Below are 12,985 nucleotides of genomic sequence, written 5' to 3'. Positions count from 1 at the left end.
TTTAAAACTTGAAATTATAAGTAATACTTGGTATTGGAATAGAGAAAATAGATGTTTTATAGGCTTTAATTTGTCCTTCTTTTGTAACAAAGAACACAGAATAAGGATTATTGCGCCCTAAAACATTATAAACTGAAATATTCCAAAAACTATGCGCTAACTTTTTGATTTTATGATTTCCTTCGATGTTCAAGCCAATATCAAGTCTGAAATAATCAGGAATTCTGTATTTATTACGATCACTATAAACCGTATATTGCTCGTTTCCATAATCGTATTTACCGATTGGATAGGTAATAGGCCTTCCTGTTTGATAAGTAAAGTTACTTGAAAAACTATAACGTTTTGTAAACTTGTAGTTTAAAACAGCGCTAAAATCATGTGGTTTATCAAAATTAGAAGCAAAATATTTGCCGTTGTTTACTTTTTCTTCGTTAAACTGACTGTCAAGTTTTATTAAAGATCTTGAATACGTATATCCAAGCCATCCATTTAATTTACCAACTTGTTTTTTTACTAATACTTCGACTCCATAAGCTTTTCCTTCGCCTTGTAAAAGTTCCGTTTCGATATTATCATTCAATAATAATTCAGCGCCAACTTTGTAGTCTAAGATATTTTTAGATCTCTTATAATATCCTTCTAAGCTAAGTTCAATATCGCCATCTTTTAAATTTTTGTAGAAACCTAAAGAAACTTGTTGCGCACTTTCTGGCTTAACATTTAAATCTGAAAGTTTCCAAATGTCTGTTGGAGATTGCGTTGTATTATTTGATAATAAATGAATGTATTGATAAGTTTTATCATAACTCGCTCTGACCGAGAAATCATCTGTAAGGAAATATCTAGCGGCAATTCTAGGCTCTAAACCTCCGTATCTTTTAATTACTTCATTATTACCATACGTTTTTGTATCAATAACAGTTGCATCACTAATAGGAACATTGTCTTCGTAAATTCTTTGAGTAGATTTCCCTAAAGCAGCAAAAGTGGAATATCGTAAACCAAAATCAAGCAAAAATTTGTCGCTTATTTTAAAATTGTCGCCAATATATGCCGCAGATTCTAATCCTTTTTCTGTTTCAACATCAACAGGAACTAATGTCGATTCAGGATTTTTAGGATTCAAATATCCTGGGTCAACAGAATATAATTTTGTCGAAAGACCATAGCTGAATTTATGCTTTTCGTTATATAAATAATTCATTTTCAGCATCGCCTGAGTTTCATTGATTTTATAGCCAAAATCAAAATTATTAACCCCTTCAGATTCGTAGTCAATGTTGAATTTGTATTCGCTATTAGTAATAACCAAAGAACCTTTGTTTTTCTCGTTGAAAGTATGATTCCATTTTAAAGTCGCTAATCTATTGCTGTATTTATACAATGAATCTGATGATACACTAAATTTATCATGGCTATAGTAAAGCGTAGATTCGATATCATTGTTGGCATTTATTTTATGATTGTATTTTAGAATGAAATCATAAAAAGAAGCTTGACTGTTTTTCAAGTTTTCGTCGTCTAAGCTTTTTAAAATCCAATCAGAATAAGTTGCTCTTCCTCCTACAACCAAACTAGATTTTCCTTTTACAACAGGAGTAGAAAGCATTAAATTGCTGGTTACTGGCCCAATACCGCCTTCACCTTGAAACTCATCGAAACTTCCAGTTTTAGAAGTAATGTCAAAAACAGAAGATAATCTTCCTCCAAATTCAGCTGGAATACTACCTTTATAAATGTCAACTTTTTTAGTTGTATAAGGGTTTAAAGCTGTAAAAAAGCCGAAGAAATGTGACGGATTGTACAACGTAGCATTGTCAAGCAAGAATAAGTTTTGATCTTCTTTACCACCTCGAACATTATATCCAGCAGAACCTTCACCAGCAGTTTTTATTCCAGGCATTGTCAAAGCCACTTTAAGAATGTCACGCTCGCCTAGCACCAAAGGAACATTTTTAATTCCTTCAGCATCAATCGTAGTTACACCAGTAATTGCTGATTTTGCAGTTTTACTTTTGTTTGTTTTAATTAAAACTTCATCAAGCTGATTTATATCTTCGGTTAACGAAAAGTTCAACGATCCATCGTTATAAACCATGATATTTTTAGTCACTTTGTTATACGAGAATGTCTCCGTTTCAACAACATTTAAGCCTCCTGGAACTTGTAGACTATAATATCCTTTTTTATCAGTTGTGGCAGAATATTCTGTGTTTGGTATTTTTACTAAAACATTAGCAATTCCAGCATTGTTTTTTCCGCCTCTAATAATACCAGATAAGGTATAAGTTTTCTTTTTCTGATTTTTTACTTCTTTACCAATTAAAACAATATCCCTAATATTTTTATTTGGGTTTCTTGAATTGGTCTTTTTGATCGAATCATATTGTTGATAGAAAATTGGGCTGATCATTCCGTTTTCGTCTCTTTCAAGAGGAATTCCGAAATAATCATCAGGCAATTGACTGTAGATGATACTGTTATTTGTAACTATAACTTTGTTTTCTGAAACGTAAAAGTTGAAGCTTGTGTTCTGAAAAACATCTTCCAAAACTTCACCAATTCTAACTTCTTTATATTGTTTAGATATTGAAGTGCTGTCGTTTTCTAGCCATTTTTCATCAAAATAGAATTTGAAATAAGATACTTTTTCGATGTCTTGAATGGCAGTTTTTATATTTGCATTTTTAAATTCAACCGTTATTTTGTCGCTGATTACTTGAGAATAAATTATTTGTTGAAAGGCAATTAAAAATAGAATAAGAGTAATTTTTTTCATTTAATTAGAACTTTTTTTTAAAAGACCATTGATTTGTTTTGTTAGATTTTCCATGAATTTCATCTTATCGGAACGCTCTAATTTTTTATCAGTATTATAAATAGTGCTGATATCTTTTTTATAGTCAGGGAAAATTTTCTTGAAATCTTTCTCCGATTCTACTTTGTAGAAATGGTTGTTGTACTTTAGGAAGTAATTGATTTTATAGATGAAATTGTAGTAAACACCGTCAGACTGGAAGACTTTTACCTTTTCTTTATAATGTTTAATATAAAGAGAGACGTTGTCGCCGGCGTAGTTTTCTTCATAAAAACCTGGAGCAATATCATTAACTTTATTTAGGTCAGATTTTATGTTGACAAACTTTTTGTTTTTAATGAAAAAATAATCAACTTTTTCACTGATTAGATTAATCGGTAAGTTTTCTGAAGATCCAGTTTGTTTGTAAACAACTTGGTCAGTTAAAATGTCGTATTTAAGATTAACATTAGAATAAATCTGACCTTCAAAACTGATGTCGCCAATATTAAACTCTTCAGTATAATACCTGCTTTTACCAGCAATTGGGCGAAAAGGTTCGCTATGAACTATTCCGTTGTTAATATTTAAATTGTCTTTTCCGACTGTTTGGTCGAAGTAATCGTATAATGAAGATTTTTCAGCAGATTGTGAGTACAGATACGATATATTTAATAGGCTTGCAAATAGCGATATATAAATCGCTTTTTTTTGGTGATTTTTCAAAGGAAATGTGATTTTTTGTTTTTGGATTGATTGGTTCCAAAAGTATTAAAAATATGTTATAAAAATCACTTTATAGTGTTAAAATGTAATAAAAATTTTATTTTATTAGGTTGAATTGGGTGAAAATTATACTTAAAGTATATTTTACGTTAAAAATGCAAATCCACTTGCGAGTTTATTTTTTCGATGTAGTATTCAATTTTTCGAATCGTTCGATTAAAAAATAAATTTTGCTCTTTTATGCCAGACTTCTTAAGCGGTATTGAGTTTTGAATTTGTTGTTTAAAAAACTGATGAACGTTTTTGCAGCTTTCTTCATTATCGGTAATAAAATACCCTAACAATGTATATGGAATAAACATGGTTAGTTTTTGATCTGTTACGATAAGCATATTATTGTTTAATAATATGAGTTCGTTGTAATAAATCGAAAAGTTATCTTGTGAGTTGTTACATTTTTCTTGTATTAAATTCACAATTCGTTTTAAGTCTTTGCATAATGCATTTGCACTATTTAAACTAAGCAGGCCAGCTTCATAGAAATATAAAATCTGTTGTAAACTGCTGTTTATAGTTGTGTCATTCCAAATTTCGTTGACAATTGTCTTTTCGTAAACCTTTTTTAGCTTCTGCATATATTCAGAAAAAGATTCCTCGATTACGAAGTTTTCAAATGAGACTTTTTTTTGATTATTATTTAAAAGATTAATCCAAACAAAAGCTTTGAATTTTGAAAGAATCGTTCCTTCCATAAAATAAAATAAAGGAATGTCTTTTGCAGAATAATAAAGAGTTGTTTTGGGATTTTTGGTTAATATTTCAATTTGTTCTGCCGATGATTTGAAATATTCCAACATATCTTTCATCGTTGTAATTTCAATTGTTTTCTCTACAATTACTTTTTCTTTCTTTGAAAATAATTTATCTAAAGAAATATTGAAATGATCAGCTAGTCTGACGGTTTCATCTATTGAAAATTTACTTTTTTGAGATATTCTGCGATGAGAAGCATCGTAACTAATTTCTAAAACAGAAGCTACTTCTTCTATTATAGAAACTGATTGTGGAATTTTATTCCGAATAGCTTTTAAAAATGATTCTTGGTGTTTCATATTTGCGATAATCACAAATATATGAATTTGTTTTATTGATTACTGCAAAATTAAATGCGATAACTGCAATAAGTTTGTTCGTGAAATTTAAAAAACGTAATTATGAAAAACCTACCTATTTTACTTATTGGCTTTAGACTTTTGCTTGGGCCAGTTTTAATACTATTGACTTATAATTTTGGCAGTGAACTCAGAAAAGAATTAGTTGTTTTAATCTTTCTTGGATTATTATCTGATATTTTTGATGGAATAGTTGCACGTCGATTAAGTATTTCGTCTGAGAAGCTTCGTCGAATGGATAGTCAGACCGATTTGGTGTTTTGGCTTTGTGTGGCTTGGTGTTCTTGGCTGTTGAATCCTGAAATAATAAAAGAAAATGCAGTTGCAATCGCTGTAATTTTTATAATGGAGGCAATGACTTATTTTTTTAGTTTTCTGAAATTTGGAAAAGAAACCTGTACGCATGCTCTTCTTTCTAAATTTTGGGGTATAACTTTACTGTTGGCATTTGTCGGAATGATTGGCTTTGGGTATTCAGGAATAACTTTTTCATTGGCAGTTATTTTTGGAATTATAGGGCATATTGATGTTTTATTAATTATTTTAATTCTGCCCAAATGGACATTTGATGTGCCAAGTTGTTATCATGCCTATTTGATTCGAAAAGGTATTCCATTCAAAAAAAATAAGCTTTTTAACTAAACTGAAAAACCCCAATTCGATTAAGAATTGGGGTTTTCTATGAATAAACCTTTAGTAAACTAAGATCTGATTACTCTTTTTTATCCTCACGTGGAGGTCTTGGAACAAGTGCTTTTTTAGACACTTTTTCTTTTTTAGTTTTAGGGTCAACTCCTAAGTATTTCACTTGGAAAACATCTCCCATTTTAACTACATCAGCAACGTTTTCAGTACGTTCCCAAGCCAGTTCAGATACGTGAAGCAATACTTCGTTTCCTGGTGCAGCAGTATATTCTACTACAGCTCCAAAATCTAGCATTTTGATTACTTTTACTTCGTAAGCTTCTCCTAATACTGGTTTGAAAGTAATAGAAGCAATTTTTGCTAATACCGCTTCAATTCCAGCAGGATCTGTACCTAAGATTTCGATAACACCTTGTTCGTCAACTTCATTAATAACGATAGTTGTTCCAGTAGCTTTTTGTAATTCCTGAATTACTTTTCCACCAGGTCCAATTAATGCTCCAATAAAGTTTCCAGGAATAGTTCTGGTAATGATTTTTGGTGCGTGAGCTTTTACGTCAGCTCTTGGCGCAGCGATAGTTTCAGTTAACTTTCCTAAAATGTGTAAACGTCCATCACGAGCCTGAGCCAAAGCTTGCTCCATAATGTCATAACGTAGACCATCAATTTTGATGTCCATTTGGCAAGCTGTAATACCGTCAGCAGTTCCAGTTACTTTAAAGTCCATATCTCCTAAGTGATCTTCGTCACCTAAGATATCAGACAATACAGCAAATTTCTCACCGTCAGTAATTAATCCCATAGCAATTCCAGAAACTGGTTTCACCATTTGAACTCCAGCATCCATCAAAGCCATTGTTCCAGCACAAACTGTTGCCATAGAAGAAGAACCGTTAGATTCTAATACTTCAGAAACAACACGAATTGTATAAGGACAATCTGCAGGAATCATATTTTTTAAAGCTCTTTGAGCTAAGTTACCGTGACCAACTTCTCTTCTTGAAGTTCCTCTTAATGGTTTTGCTTCACCAGTTGAGAAAGGAGGGAAGTTATAGTGTAAGTAGAATTTCTCTTCACCTTGCTCGCTAGGCGAGTCGATTTGGTTTGCTTCTCTAGAAGTTCCTAAAGTTACAGTTGCCAAAGCTTGAGTTTCTCCACGTGTGAATAAAGAAGAACCGTGAACTCTTGGTAAATAATCAGTTTCACACCAGATTGGTCTGATGTCTGTAGTTTTTCTACCATCTAAACGAACGCCTAATTCTAATACTACATTACGAACAGCTTCTTTGTTTGTTTTGTAGAAATATTTAGAAACTAAATCCCCATCAGCAGCTAATTCTTCTTCTGTAAATAAAGCTTTTACTTCTTCTTTAACTTCAGCAAATGCAGCGCCTCTTTCGTGTTTTGCAGAACCAACTTTTGCAATAGCATAGATTTTATCATATGCTGCAGCTTTTACTTTTGCGTAAATTTCTTCGTTTTCTCTCTCTCCTTCGTAAGTGCGGATTTCTTTTTTACCAAAAGCTTCCTGTAAACGATATTGAGCTTGAATTTGAACTTTGATAGCTTCGTGAGCAAACTTAATAGCTTCGATCATTTCAGCTTCTGAGATTTCTTTCATCTCACCTTCAACCATTGCTACAGAATCCATAGAAGCTCCAATCATCATATCGATATCAGATTTTTCTAATTCTTCTCTGTTTGGGTTGATTACTAATTTTCCGTCGATACGTGCTACACGTACTTCAGAAATTAAGTTGTAAAATGGAATATCTGAAACTGCTAATGCTGCAGAAGCAGCTAAACCAGCTAAAGCGTCTGGCATAACAGTTTCGTCATGAGACATTAACTGAATCATAACTTGTGTTTCAGCATGGTAATCGTCTGGGAAAAGCGGACGCAATACACGGTCAACTAATCTCATTGTCAATACTTCGCTGTCGCTTGGACGTGCTTCTCTCTTAAAGAAACCTCCTGGGAAACGACCTGCTGCTGCGAATTTTTCGCGGTAATCTACCGTTAACGGTAAAAAATCAACGCCTGGGTTTGATGTGCGAGCTGAAACTGCTGTTGCAAGAATCATAGTGTCGCCCATTCTTACTACTACAGAACCGTCAGCTTGTTTAGCTAAACGTCCTGTCTCGATTGTGATGCTTCTGCCATCACCTAAATCGATCTTTTCTACAAATAATTGTGGAATCATAAATTTTTTCCTTATTGATTATACAATGGGTTTTAGTTGTGTTGTAGTGTTGTTGTGTGTAGTTGTTGTTATCTAAAACCCAATGAAAAACCAAACTTTTTTTCTTGTAATATGCTTATTATAAATAGCTATAATGTAAAAACAAAAAGAGGCACTTTCGCACCTCTTTTCTATATTGATTATTTTCTGATATTCAATACTTTGATAATCTCACGATATCTGTTGATATCTTTCTTTTTCAAGTAGTCCAACAAAGCTCTTCTTTTACCTACTAATAGGACAAGAGAACGCTCAGTGTTGTAATCGTGACGATTTTTTTTCAAGTGTTCAGTTAAGTGAGAAATTCTATAAGTGAACAATGCAATTTGACCTTCTGCGCTTCCAGTGTTTGTTGCACCACCGTGTTGTGCGAAAATCTCTTCTTTCTTTTCTTTGCTTAAATACATTCCAATATTATTTTAATGATTTTTATGTATGTCAATACAACTTTTGTAAGACGGGTGCAAAATTAGATTAAAAAATCAGAAAAATCAAAAAAAAATAAAAGAATCTAAAAATTAGGGCTAAGAAATTTATTTTTAACAATTTAAATTAGCTTTTTTCTGTCTGATTCCAGTTGTTCTTTACTTTACTTTCTGAGCTTTTTTTCCTGATTGCTTTTCACTTAAAGACGAATAAGAAAATTTGACATTGTTTTCATCCGTGCTTACGCCAGAAATTAGCATTCCTTTATTATAGTTGTCAACAAATGTAATTTTTCGCAAAATATCATTTCCTTCCCAAACACCTTGTTTTAAACCGTCTTTAAGGGTTCCTTTTTGGGTTCCAAATTTATCTGATTCTTCATAATCTCCATTTCCATCAACTACGGTTTGACTTTTATTTTCATCCCAGCAGTTAAGAATTAGAGTTTGCAGTTTTTTTGTCTTCGGGTCCCAAACATTCTGCTTTTCACACTTTTTACTCTGATTTTCATACCAAGTAATTTCTTTTCCGGTTTTATGATCTTCAGAATAATTTATGACAGACTCTTTCCCTCCATTTTTATAGTAGCAAATAAACTCTCCGTCTTTTTTTAGAACATCACGATCTAAAGTTGAGCCGGTCATTTTCTTTCTGCCATTTTTATAAAAGTCCGTCACAACATAACGTACGCTTTTTTGAGAATAATTGGTAATTACTCTTGTGTAAGCATAATTGTCTGGCGTGCATTCACGATTTAAAGAATCTAAAAAGATTTTTTTAGAAACCATATTAATTTGCGCAGGCAGATTAACTGAAATTATCAGAAGCAAAAAGATGAAGATGTTTCTTTTCATTCAGTTCTATTTTTTATTCTAAATATAAAGTTTTTAGAATAATTTAGCAACTTCTTGATTTACAAATTCTAAAAATCTTTCGTCTGCTTCTGTAAATGGATCGATAACGTGGCTGTCAATATCAATTTGGCCAATATTTACTCCGTTCACAAAAAGAGGCACTACGATTTCTGATTTAACAGTCAAACTGCAAGCAATATAATTGTCTTGCGCCTTAACGTCTGGCACAACAAAATTTGCATTGCTTTCTGCTACTTGACCGCAAATACCTTTTCCAAACGGAATAACAGTATGATCTGTTTCTGCACCAACATACGGTCCTAAGTGTAAAGTTTTGGCATCATGATTGGCAAAATAAAAGCCTACCCAATTGTAATACTCTACATTTTTGTTTAAAAGCTGGCAGATTGCTAATAATTTTTCGTCTCTATTTGTTTCATTGTCAGCGACAATTGTACTTATCTTTGGTTGTAATTCTTGAAATGTCATGATATAAAATTTTATACAAAAGTATTTAAAGCTGAACTCAAAAAATATATAAATTTGAAAAAAAAATCTCTTGAAAAAATATTTAGTTCAGTTTAAGCCATTTTTGATTTTTGTTAGCATCTTTTTCCTGACATATATTGTCCTTACTTTGCTTTACAAATTTTATTTGAATAGTTATCAAGCCGAAGATCTTGATGGCATAACTGTAATTGCTGGAAGAAATACAGAACAATTGTTAGAGCTTTTTAATTATGATATAATAATTCAAAAAAGCTCTCAAAATCCGTGGCTGGATATTCTTTTGAATAACAGATATATTGCCCGAATCACTGAAGGTTGCAATGCTGTTAGCGTAATGATTCTCTTTGTGTCGTTTGTGGCTGCTTTTTCTGGAAATATAAAAAAGACTTTACTGTTTATAGCTTTAGGACTTGTGTCTCTTTATATTCTTAATATTATTAGAATTGCACTTTTGATTGTGCTAATGTATTATTTTCCAGAAAAGAATAAGTTTCTTCACGGTGTTTTGTTTCCATTGATTATTTACGGATATGTTTTTATTTTATGGATTTTCTGGATCAATAGATTTTCAAAATATGCTAAATAAATTAAAACATAATAAGTTTAAAATCCTTACAGCTGTAATTGTTGTAATATGTTTTGCTGTAATCAGGATGTTTGAAAGGAAGTTGTTTTATGATCCTTTTGTGACTTATTTTAGCGCCGATTTTCTTTCTATTCCTTATCCTCCAGTTGAAAATCTCAAGCTTTTCTTCGGATTATTTTCTCGTTACTTTTTAAATTCAGCTTTATCTCTTTTGTTGATTTATGCATTATTTCGAGATCGAGATATTTTGAAAGTCAGCTTGTTTATGTATATCTTTTTTCTGGTAATACTTTTGGGAGCATTTTTTATAATTCTCGAATTTTTTCCAGACGGAAGCTGGCTTCTTTTCTACGTTAGAAGATTTATAATTCAGCCTGTTTTGGTGCTATTATTTATTCCAGGATTTTACTATCAGCTTCAAAATTCTAAAAAATAACATTTGTTTTAGTTTTTTATCGCTGGTTTTTGAATAGCTTTGCAATATGAATTTGAAAAAGTGTACAGGTCTCTTTTTAGCGCTCCTACTATTGGTTTCCAATATTGGGTTTGCTTTTGACGTACATTATTGTGGCGGAAAAATTGCTTCGGTTTCTTTAAAAACTACTGCAGAACCTGTCGTTGAAAAAAAATGCTGTGGTTCTAAAGAGAAAAAGAACTCTTGCTGCAAAGATAAAGTTGTTCATTTCGAAAAGAAATCAGACGATGCAACGATCAAATTCTTCTTTTTCCAATTTGCTTTCCCAGCAGTTATACAGGATTACAAACCTCTTGTCTTTTTAGAACTTCCAAATTTTAAAAAGAAAGAAGTTCTTTCGTATTATGCTGATGCGAATGCGCCCCCCTTATTTAAGTTATATCATCAGTATATCTTCTATTCCTGATTTTAATGTTAAGATGCAATGCAAGTCTTGATTAAGACTTTGTATTTACATTTTGATTGTTTTCGCTTTGAACAAACATCAAAAATGTAATTCTATTCAACATTAAAATCATTTTTTATGCAAAAAAATATAATGCTTTTTGCTGCGTTTTTGCTTTCTGTTTCTATGTTTTCGCAAGAAGATTTAGAGGAAGTAAAAATCACTAAAAAGCAAAAAGGAATTAAAAAATCCTATACGTTAACGGCCAATACTTCTGTTATTACCAGCAAAGAATTGCTTAAAGCGGCTTGTTGTAATTTAGCCGAAAGTTTTGAAACAAACCCATCAATCGATGTCAATTTTTCTGATGCCTTAACAGGAACAAAACAGATCAAAATGCTTGGACTGACTAGTCCGTATTTAATGATTACAGAAGAGAATATTCCTTCTGTACGAGGAGCTTCACAAGCTTATGGATTGTCATTTACTCCTGGAACTTGGATTGAAAGTGTTCAAATTACAAAAGGAGCGGGGAGTGTTATAAATGGTTACGAAAGTATTTCGGGCCAAATTAATACAGAACTTTTAAAGCCTTTAAGCGATATTCCGTTCTTTCTGAATGCTTACGGTTCAACTGATTCTCGTTTTGAATTAAATACCCATTTCAATAAAAAATTATCAGATAAATGGGCTACAAGTTTATTTGTTCACGGAAATGCGCGTGTAGCAAAGAACGACATGAACAATGACGGATTTTTAGATAATCCGTTAGGAAAACAAATCAATGTTTTAAATCGTTACCAATATTATAATCCAGAAAGCGGTTTGGTTAGTTTTATCAATTTCAGATATATGAATGATAAGAAACAAACTGGAGAAGTTGATTTCGACAAAGATCGTGATCGCGGTACGACAAACTATTGGGGTTCAGAAATCAATACAGAACGCTTTGATGTTTCAACAAAAATTGGATATGTGTTCAAGGATATGCCATATCAAAGTATCGGATTTCAAAATGCTTTTAATAGCCACAAACAAGATTCTTATTATGGTTTGAATCAATACGATATCAAGCAGAATAGTTTTTATTCTAATTTGATTTTCAATTCGATCATTAATAATACTATGAACAAGTTTACAACTGGTTTGAATTTTACTCACGATCAATATCAGGAATTTGTGAATCTAACAGATGTAAGCAGAATCGATAATTCAGTTGGAGCTTTCTTTGAATATACCTATGACAATACAGATAATTTCAGTTTAATTTTAGGAGGAAGGATAGATAATCATAACCGATTAGGATTCTTTGTTACGCCAAGATTACACATGCGATATAATCCTTGGAAAAATGGGGTAATTCGTTTTTCTGCTGGAAGAGGAAAACGTTCTGCTAATATTTTTGCAGAGAATCAGCAGCTTTTTGCTAGTTCAAGAACGTTTTCAATTTTAGATTCTAATGGAAAAGTCTACGGATTAAACCCAGAAATTGCTTGGAATTATGGTGTAAGTTTTTCGCAGAAATTCCGTCTATTCAACAGAAACGGCGATGCTGGTTTCGATTTATACCGCACCGATTTTCAAAATCAGGCAGTAGTAGATGTGATGCAGAGTCCGCAACAGGTTTTATTTTATGATTTAAAAGGAAGTTCATTTGCGAACAGCCTTCAAGTTGAATTTAATTATGAATTGGTTCATAACTTAAATTTGAGAACAGCTTACAAATATTATGATATTCAAACTGATTATTTAAGAGGAACATTCCAGCGTCCGCTTCAGGCAAAACATCGTTTCTTGGGAAATTTAGAGTATGAGACAACAATGAATGATGATAAGCAATGGAAGTTTGATTTTACCTATAATTGGTCAGGGAAACAACAATTGCCATATACAGCTACAAACCCTACAGATGATCAGTTTCCTGATTTTTCACCAGCTTATGCTGTAATGAATGCACAAGTAACTCGTGTTTTTTCTTCAGTTTTGGAAGTATACGTAGGCGGAGAAAACATTGGAAACTACAAACAGCAAAAAGCAATTTTAGGAGCAAATGATCCTTTTGGACCTAATTTTGATGCATCAATTGCATACGCTCCAATTTTTGGGCAAATGTATTATGCAGGTTTAAGATTTAAAATTAAATAAGAATTTCAATAACAATAAA

At 32.0% G+C, this 12,985-nt stretch carries 12 protein-coding genes; 5 read left to right on the top strand and 7 right to left on the bottom strand.

Annotation, left to right across the window (positions count from 1 at the left end):
- Position 1: 1 nt before the first annotated feature.
- The 3 genes from DM444_RS15825 to DM444_RS15815 all read right to left on the bottom strand — a co-directional run bounded on the left by DM444_RS15825 (position 2) and on the right by DM444_RS15815 (position 4,638).
- Positions 2–2,782, bottom strand: a complete 2,781-nt coding sequence (locus DM444_RS15825) for a TonB-dependent receptor (RefSeq protein WP_111288344.1) — start codon at positions 2,780–2,782, stop codon at positions 2–4.
- Positions 2,783–3,526 carry a hypothetical protein gene (locus DM444_RS15820; RefSeq protein ID WP_111288342.1) on the bottom strand — a complete coding sequence of 248 codons (744 nt, stop codon included), beginning with the start codon at positions 3,524–3,526 and terminating at the stop codon, positions 2,783–2,785.
- A gap of 149 nt (positions 3,527–3,675) precedes the next feature.
- Positions 3,676–4,638 (bottom strand): hypothetical protein, encoded by a 963-nt coding sequence (locus DM444_RS15815; protein WP_111288340.1) that lies wholly within the window; start codon positions 4,636–4,638, stop codon positions 3,676–3,678.
- Between the two features lie 102 nt (positions 4,639–4,740).
- Between DM444_RS15815 and DM444_RS15810 the strand changes: the two genes are divergently transcribed.
- Positions 4,741–5,340: a CDP-alcohol phosphatidyltransferase family protein gene (locus DM444_RS15810; RefSeq protein ID WP_111288338.1), complete on the top strand. Its 600-nt coding sequence runs from the start codon at positions 4,741–4,743 to the stop codon at positions 5,338–5,340.
- A 70-nt stretch (positions 5,341–5,410) separates the two neighbouring features.
- Here DM444_RS15810 and DM444_RS15805 read toward each other — a convergent pair whose 3' ends face one another.
- The 4 genes from DM444_RS15805 to DM444_RS15790 form a co-directional block, all read right to left on the bottom strand.
- Positions 5,411–7,546: a polyribonucleotide nucleotidyltransferase gene (locus tag DM444_RS15805; protein ID WP_111288336.1), complete on the bottom strand. Its 2,136-nt coding sequence runs from the start codon at positions 7,544–7,546 to the stop codon at positions 5,411–5,413.
- 179 nt (positions 7,547–7,725) lie between these two features.
- A complete protein-coding gene (gene rpsO, locus DM444_RS15800; RefSeq protein ID WP_111288334.1) occupies positions 7,726–7,992 on the bottom strand; it encodes a 30S ribosomal protein S15 in 267 nt (88 codons plus the stop codon).
- Between the two features lie 177 nt (positions 7,993–8,169).
- Positions 8,170–8,865, bottom strand: coding sequence for a toxin-antitoxin system YwqK family antitoxin (locus DM444_RS15795; RefSeq protein ID WP_111288332.1), 696 nt, complete (start codon positions 8,863–8,865; stop codon positions 8,170–8,172).
- Positions 8,866–8,898: 33 nt separating this feature from the next.
- Positions 8,899–9,354, bottom strand: coding sequence for a GAF domain-containing protein (locus DM444_RS15790; RefSeq protein ID WP_111288330.1), 456 nt, complete (start codon positions 9,352–9,354; stop codon positions 8,899–8,901).
- 70 nt (positions 9,355–9,424) lie between these two features.
- Here DM444_RS15790 and xrtF point away from each other — a divergent pair, with 70 nt between their 5' ends.
- From xrtF to DM444_RS15770, 4 genes are all read left to right on the top strand, one after another.
- Positions 9,425–9,961 (top strand): exosortase family protein XrtF, encoded by a 537-nt coding sequence (xrtF, locus tag DM444_RS15785; protein WP_111288328.1) that lies wholly within the window; start codon positions 9,425–9,427, stop codon positions 9,959–9,961.
- Positions 9,951–10,397, top strand: a complete 447-nt coding sequence (locus DM444_RS15780; RefSeq protein WP_111288538.1) for an exosortase F system-associated membrane protein — start codon at positions 9,951–9,953, stop codon at positions 10,395–10,397. Before xrtF ends, DM444_RS15780 begins: the two co-directional genes overlap by 11 nt.
- Before the next feature lie 46 nt (positions 10,398–10,443).
- Positions 10,444–10,842, top strand: a complete 399-nt coding sequence (locus tag DM444_RS15775) for an HYC_CC_PP family protein (protein ID WP_111288326.1) — start codon at positions 10,444–10,446, stop codon at positions 10,840–10,842.
- A gap of 117 nt (positions 10,843–10,959) precedes the next feature.
- A complete protein-coding gene (locus tag DM444_RS15770) occupies positions 10,960–12,966 on the top strand; it encodes a TonB-dependent receptor plug domain-containing protein (protein WP_111288324.1) in 2,007 nt (668 codons plus the stop codon).
- The last annotated feature ends 19 nt before the right edge of the window (positions 12,967–12,985 follow it).

This window comes from Flavobacterium ginsenosidimutans, from assembly GCF_003254625.1.
GTDB lineage: Bacteria > Bacteroidota > Bacteroidia > Flavobacteriales > Flavobacteriaceae > Flavobacterium > Flavobacterium ginsenosidimutans.
The sequence above is the reverse complement of the archived record's forward strand: the minus strand, read 5'-3'. Positions and strand labels throughout refer to the sequence as shown.

What these genes read in the sequence shown, in the direction of transcription:
- DM444_RS15775 (WP_111288326.1), top strand. Translation starts at nt 10,444, where the DNA reads ATGAATTTGAAAAAGTGTACAGGTCTCTTTTTAGCGCTCCTACTATTG.
- DM444_RS15825 (WP_111288344.1), bottom strand. Translation starts at nt 2,782, where the DNA reads ATGAAAAAAATTACTCTTATTCTATTTTTAATTGCCTTTCAACAAATA.
- rpsO (WP_111288334.1), bottom strand. Translation starts at nt 7,992, where the DNA reads ATGTATTTAAGCAAAGAAAAGAAAGAAGAGATTTTCGCACAACACGGT.
- DM444_RS15780 (WP_111288538.1), top strand. Translation starts at nt 9,951, where the DNA reads ATGCTAAATAAATTAAAACATAATAAGTTTAAAATCCTTACAGCTGTA.
- DM444_RS15805 (WP_111288336.1), bottom strand. Translation starts at nt 7,546, where the DNA reads ATGATTCCACAATTATTTGTAGAAAAGATCGATTTAGGTGATGGCAGA.
- DM444_RS15815 (WP_111288340.1), bottom strand. Translation starts at nt 4,638, where the DNA reads ATGAAACACCAAGAATCATTTTTAAAAGCTATTCGGAATAAAATTCCA.
- DM444_RS15810 (WP_111288338.1), top strand. Translation starts at nt 4,741, where the DNA reads ATGAAAAACCTACCTATTTTACTTATTGGCTTTAGACTTTTGCTTGGG.
- DM444_RS15795 (WP_111288332.1), bottom strand. Translation starts at nt 8,865, where the DNA reads ATGAAAAGAAACATCTTCATCTTTTTGCTTCTGATAATTTCAGTTAAT.
- DM444_RS15770 (WP_111288324.1), top strand. Translation starts at nt 10,960, where the DNA reads ATGCAAAAAAATATAATGCTTTTTGCTGCGTTTTTGCTTTCTGTTTCT.
- DM444_RS15790 (WP_111288330.1), bottom strand. Translation starts at nt 9,354, where the DNA reads ATGACATTTCAAGAATTACAACCAAAGATAAGTACAATTGTCGCTGAC.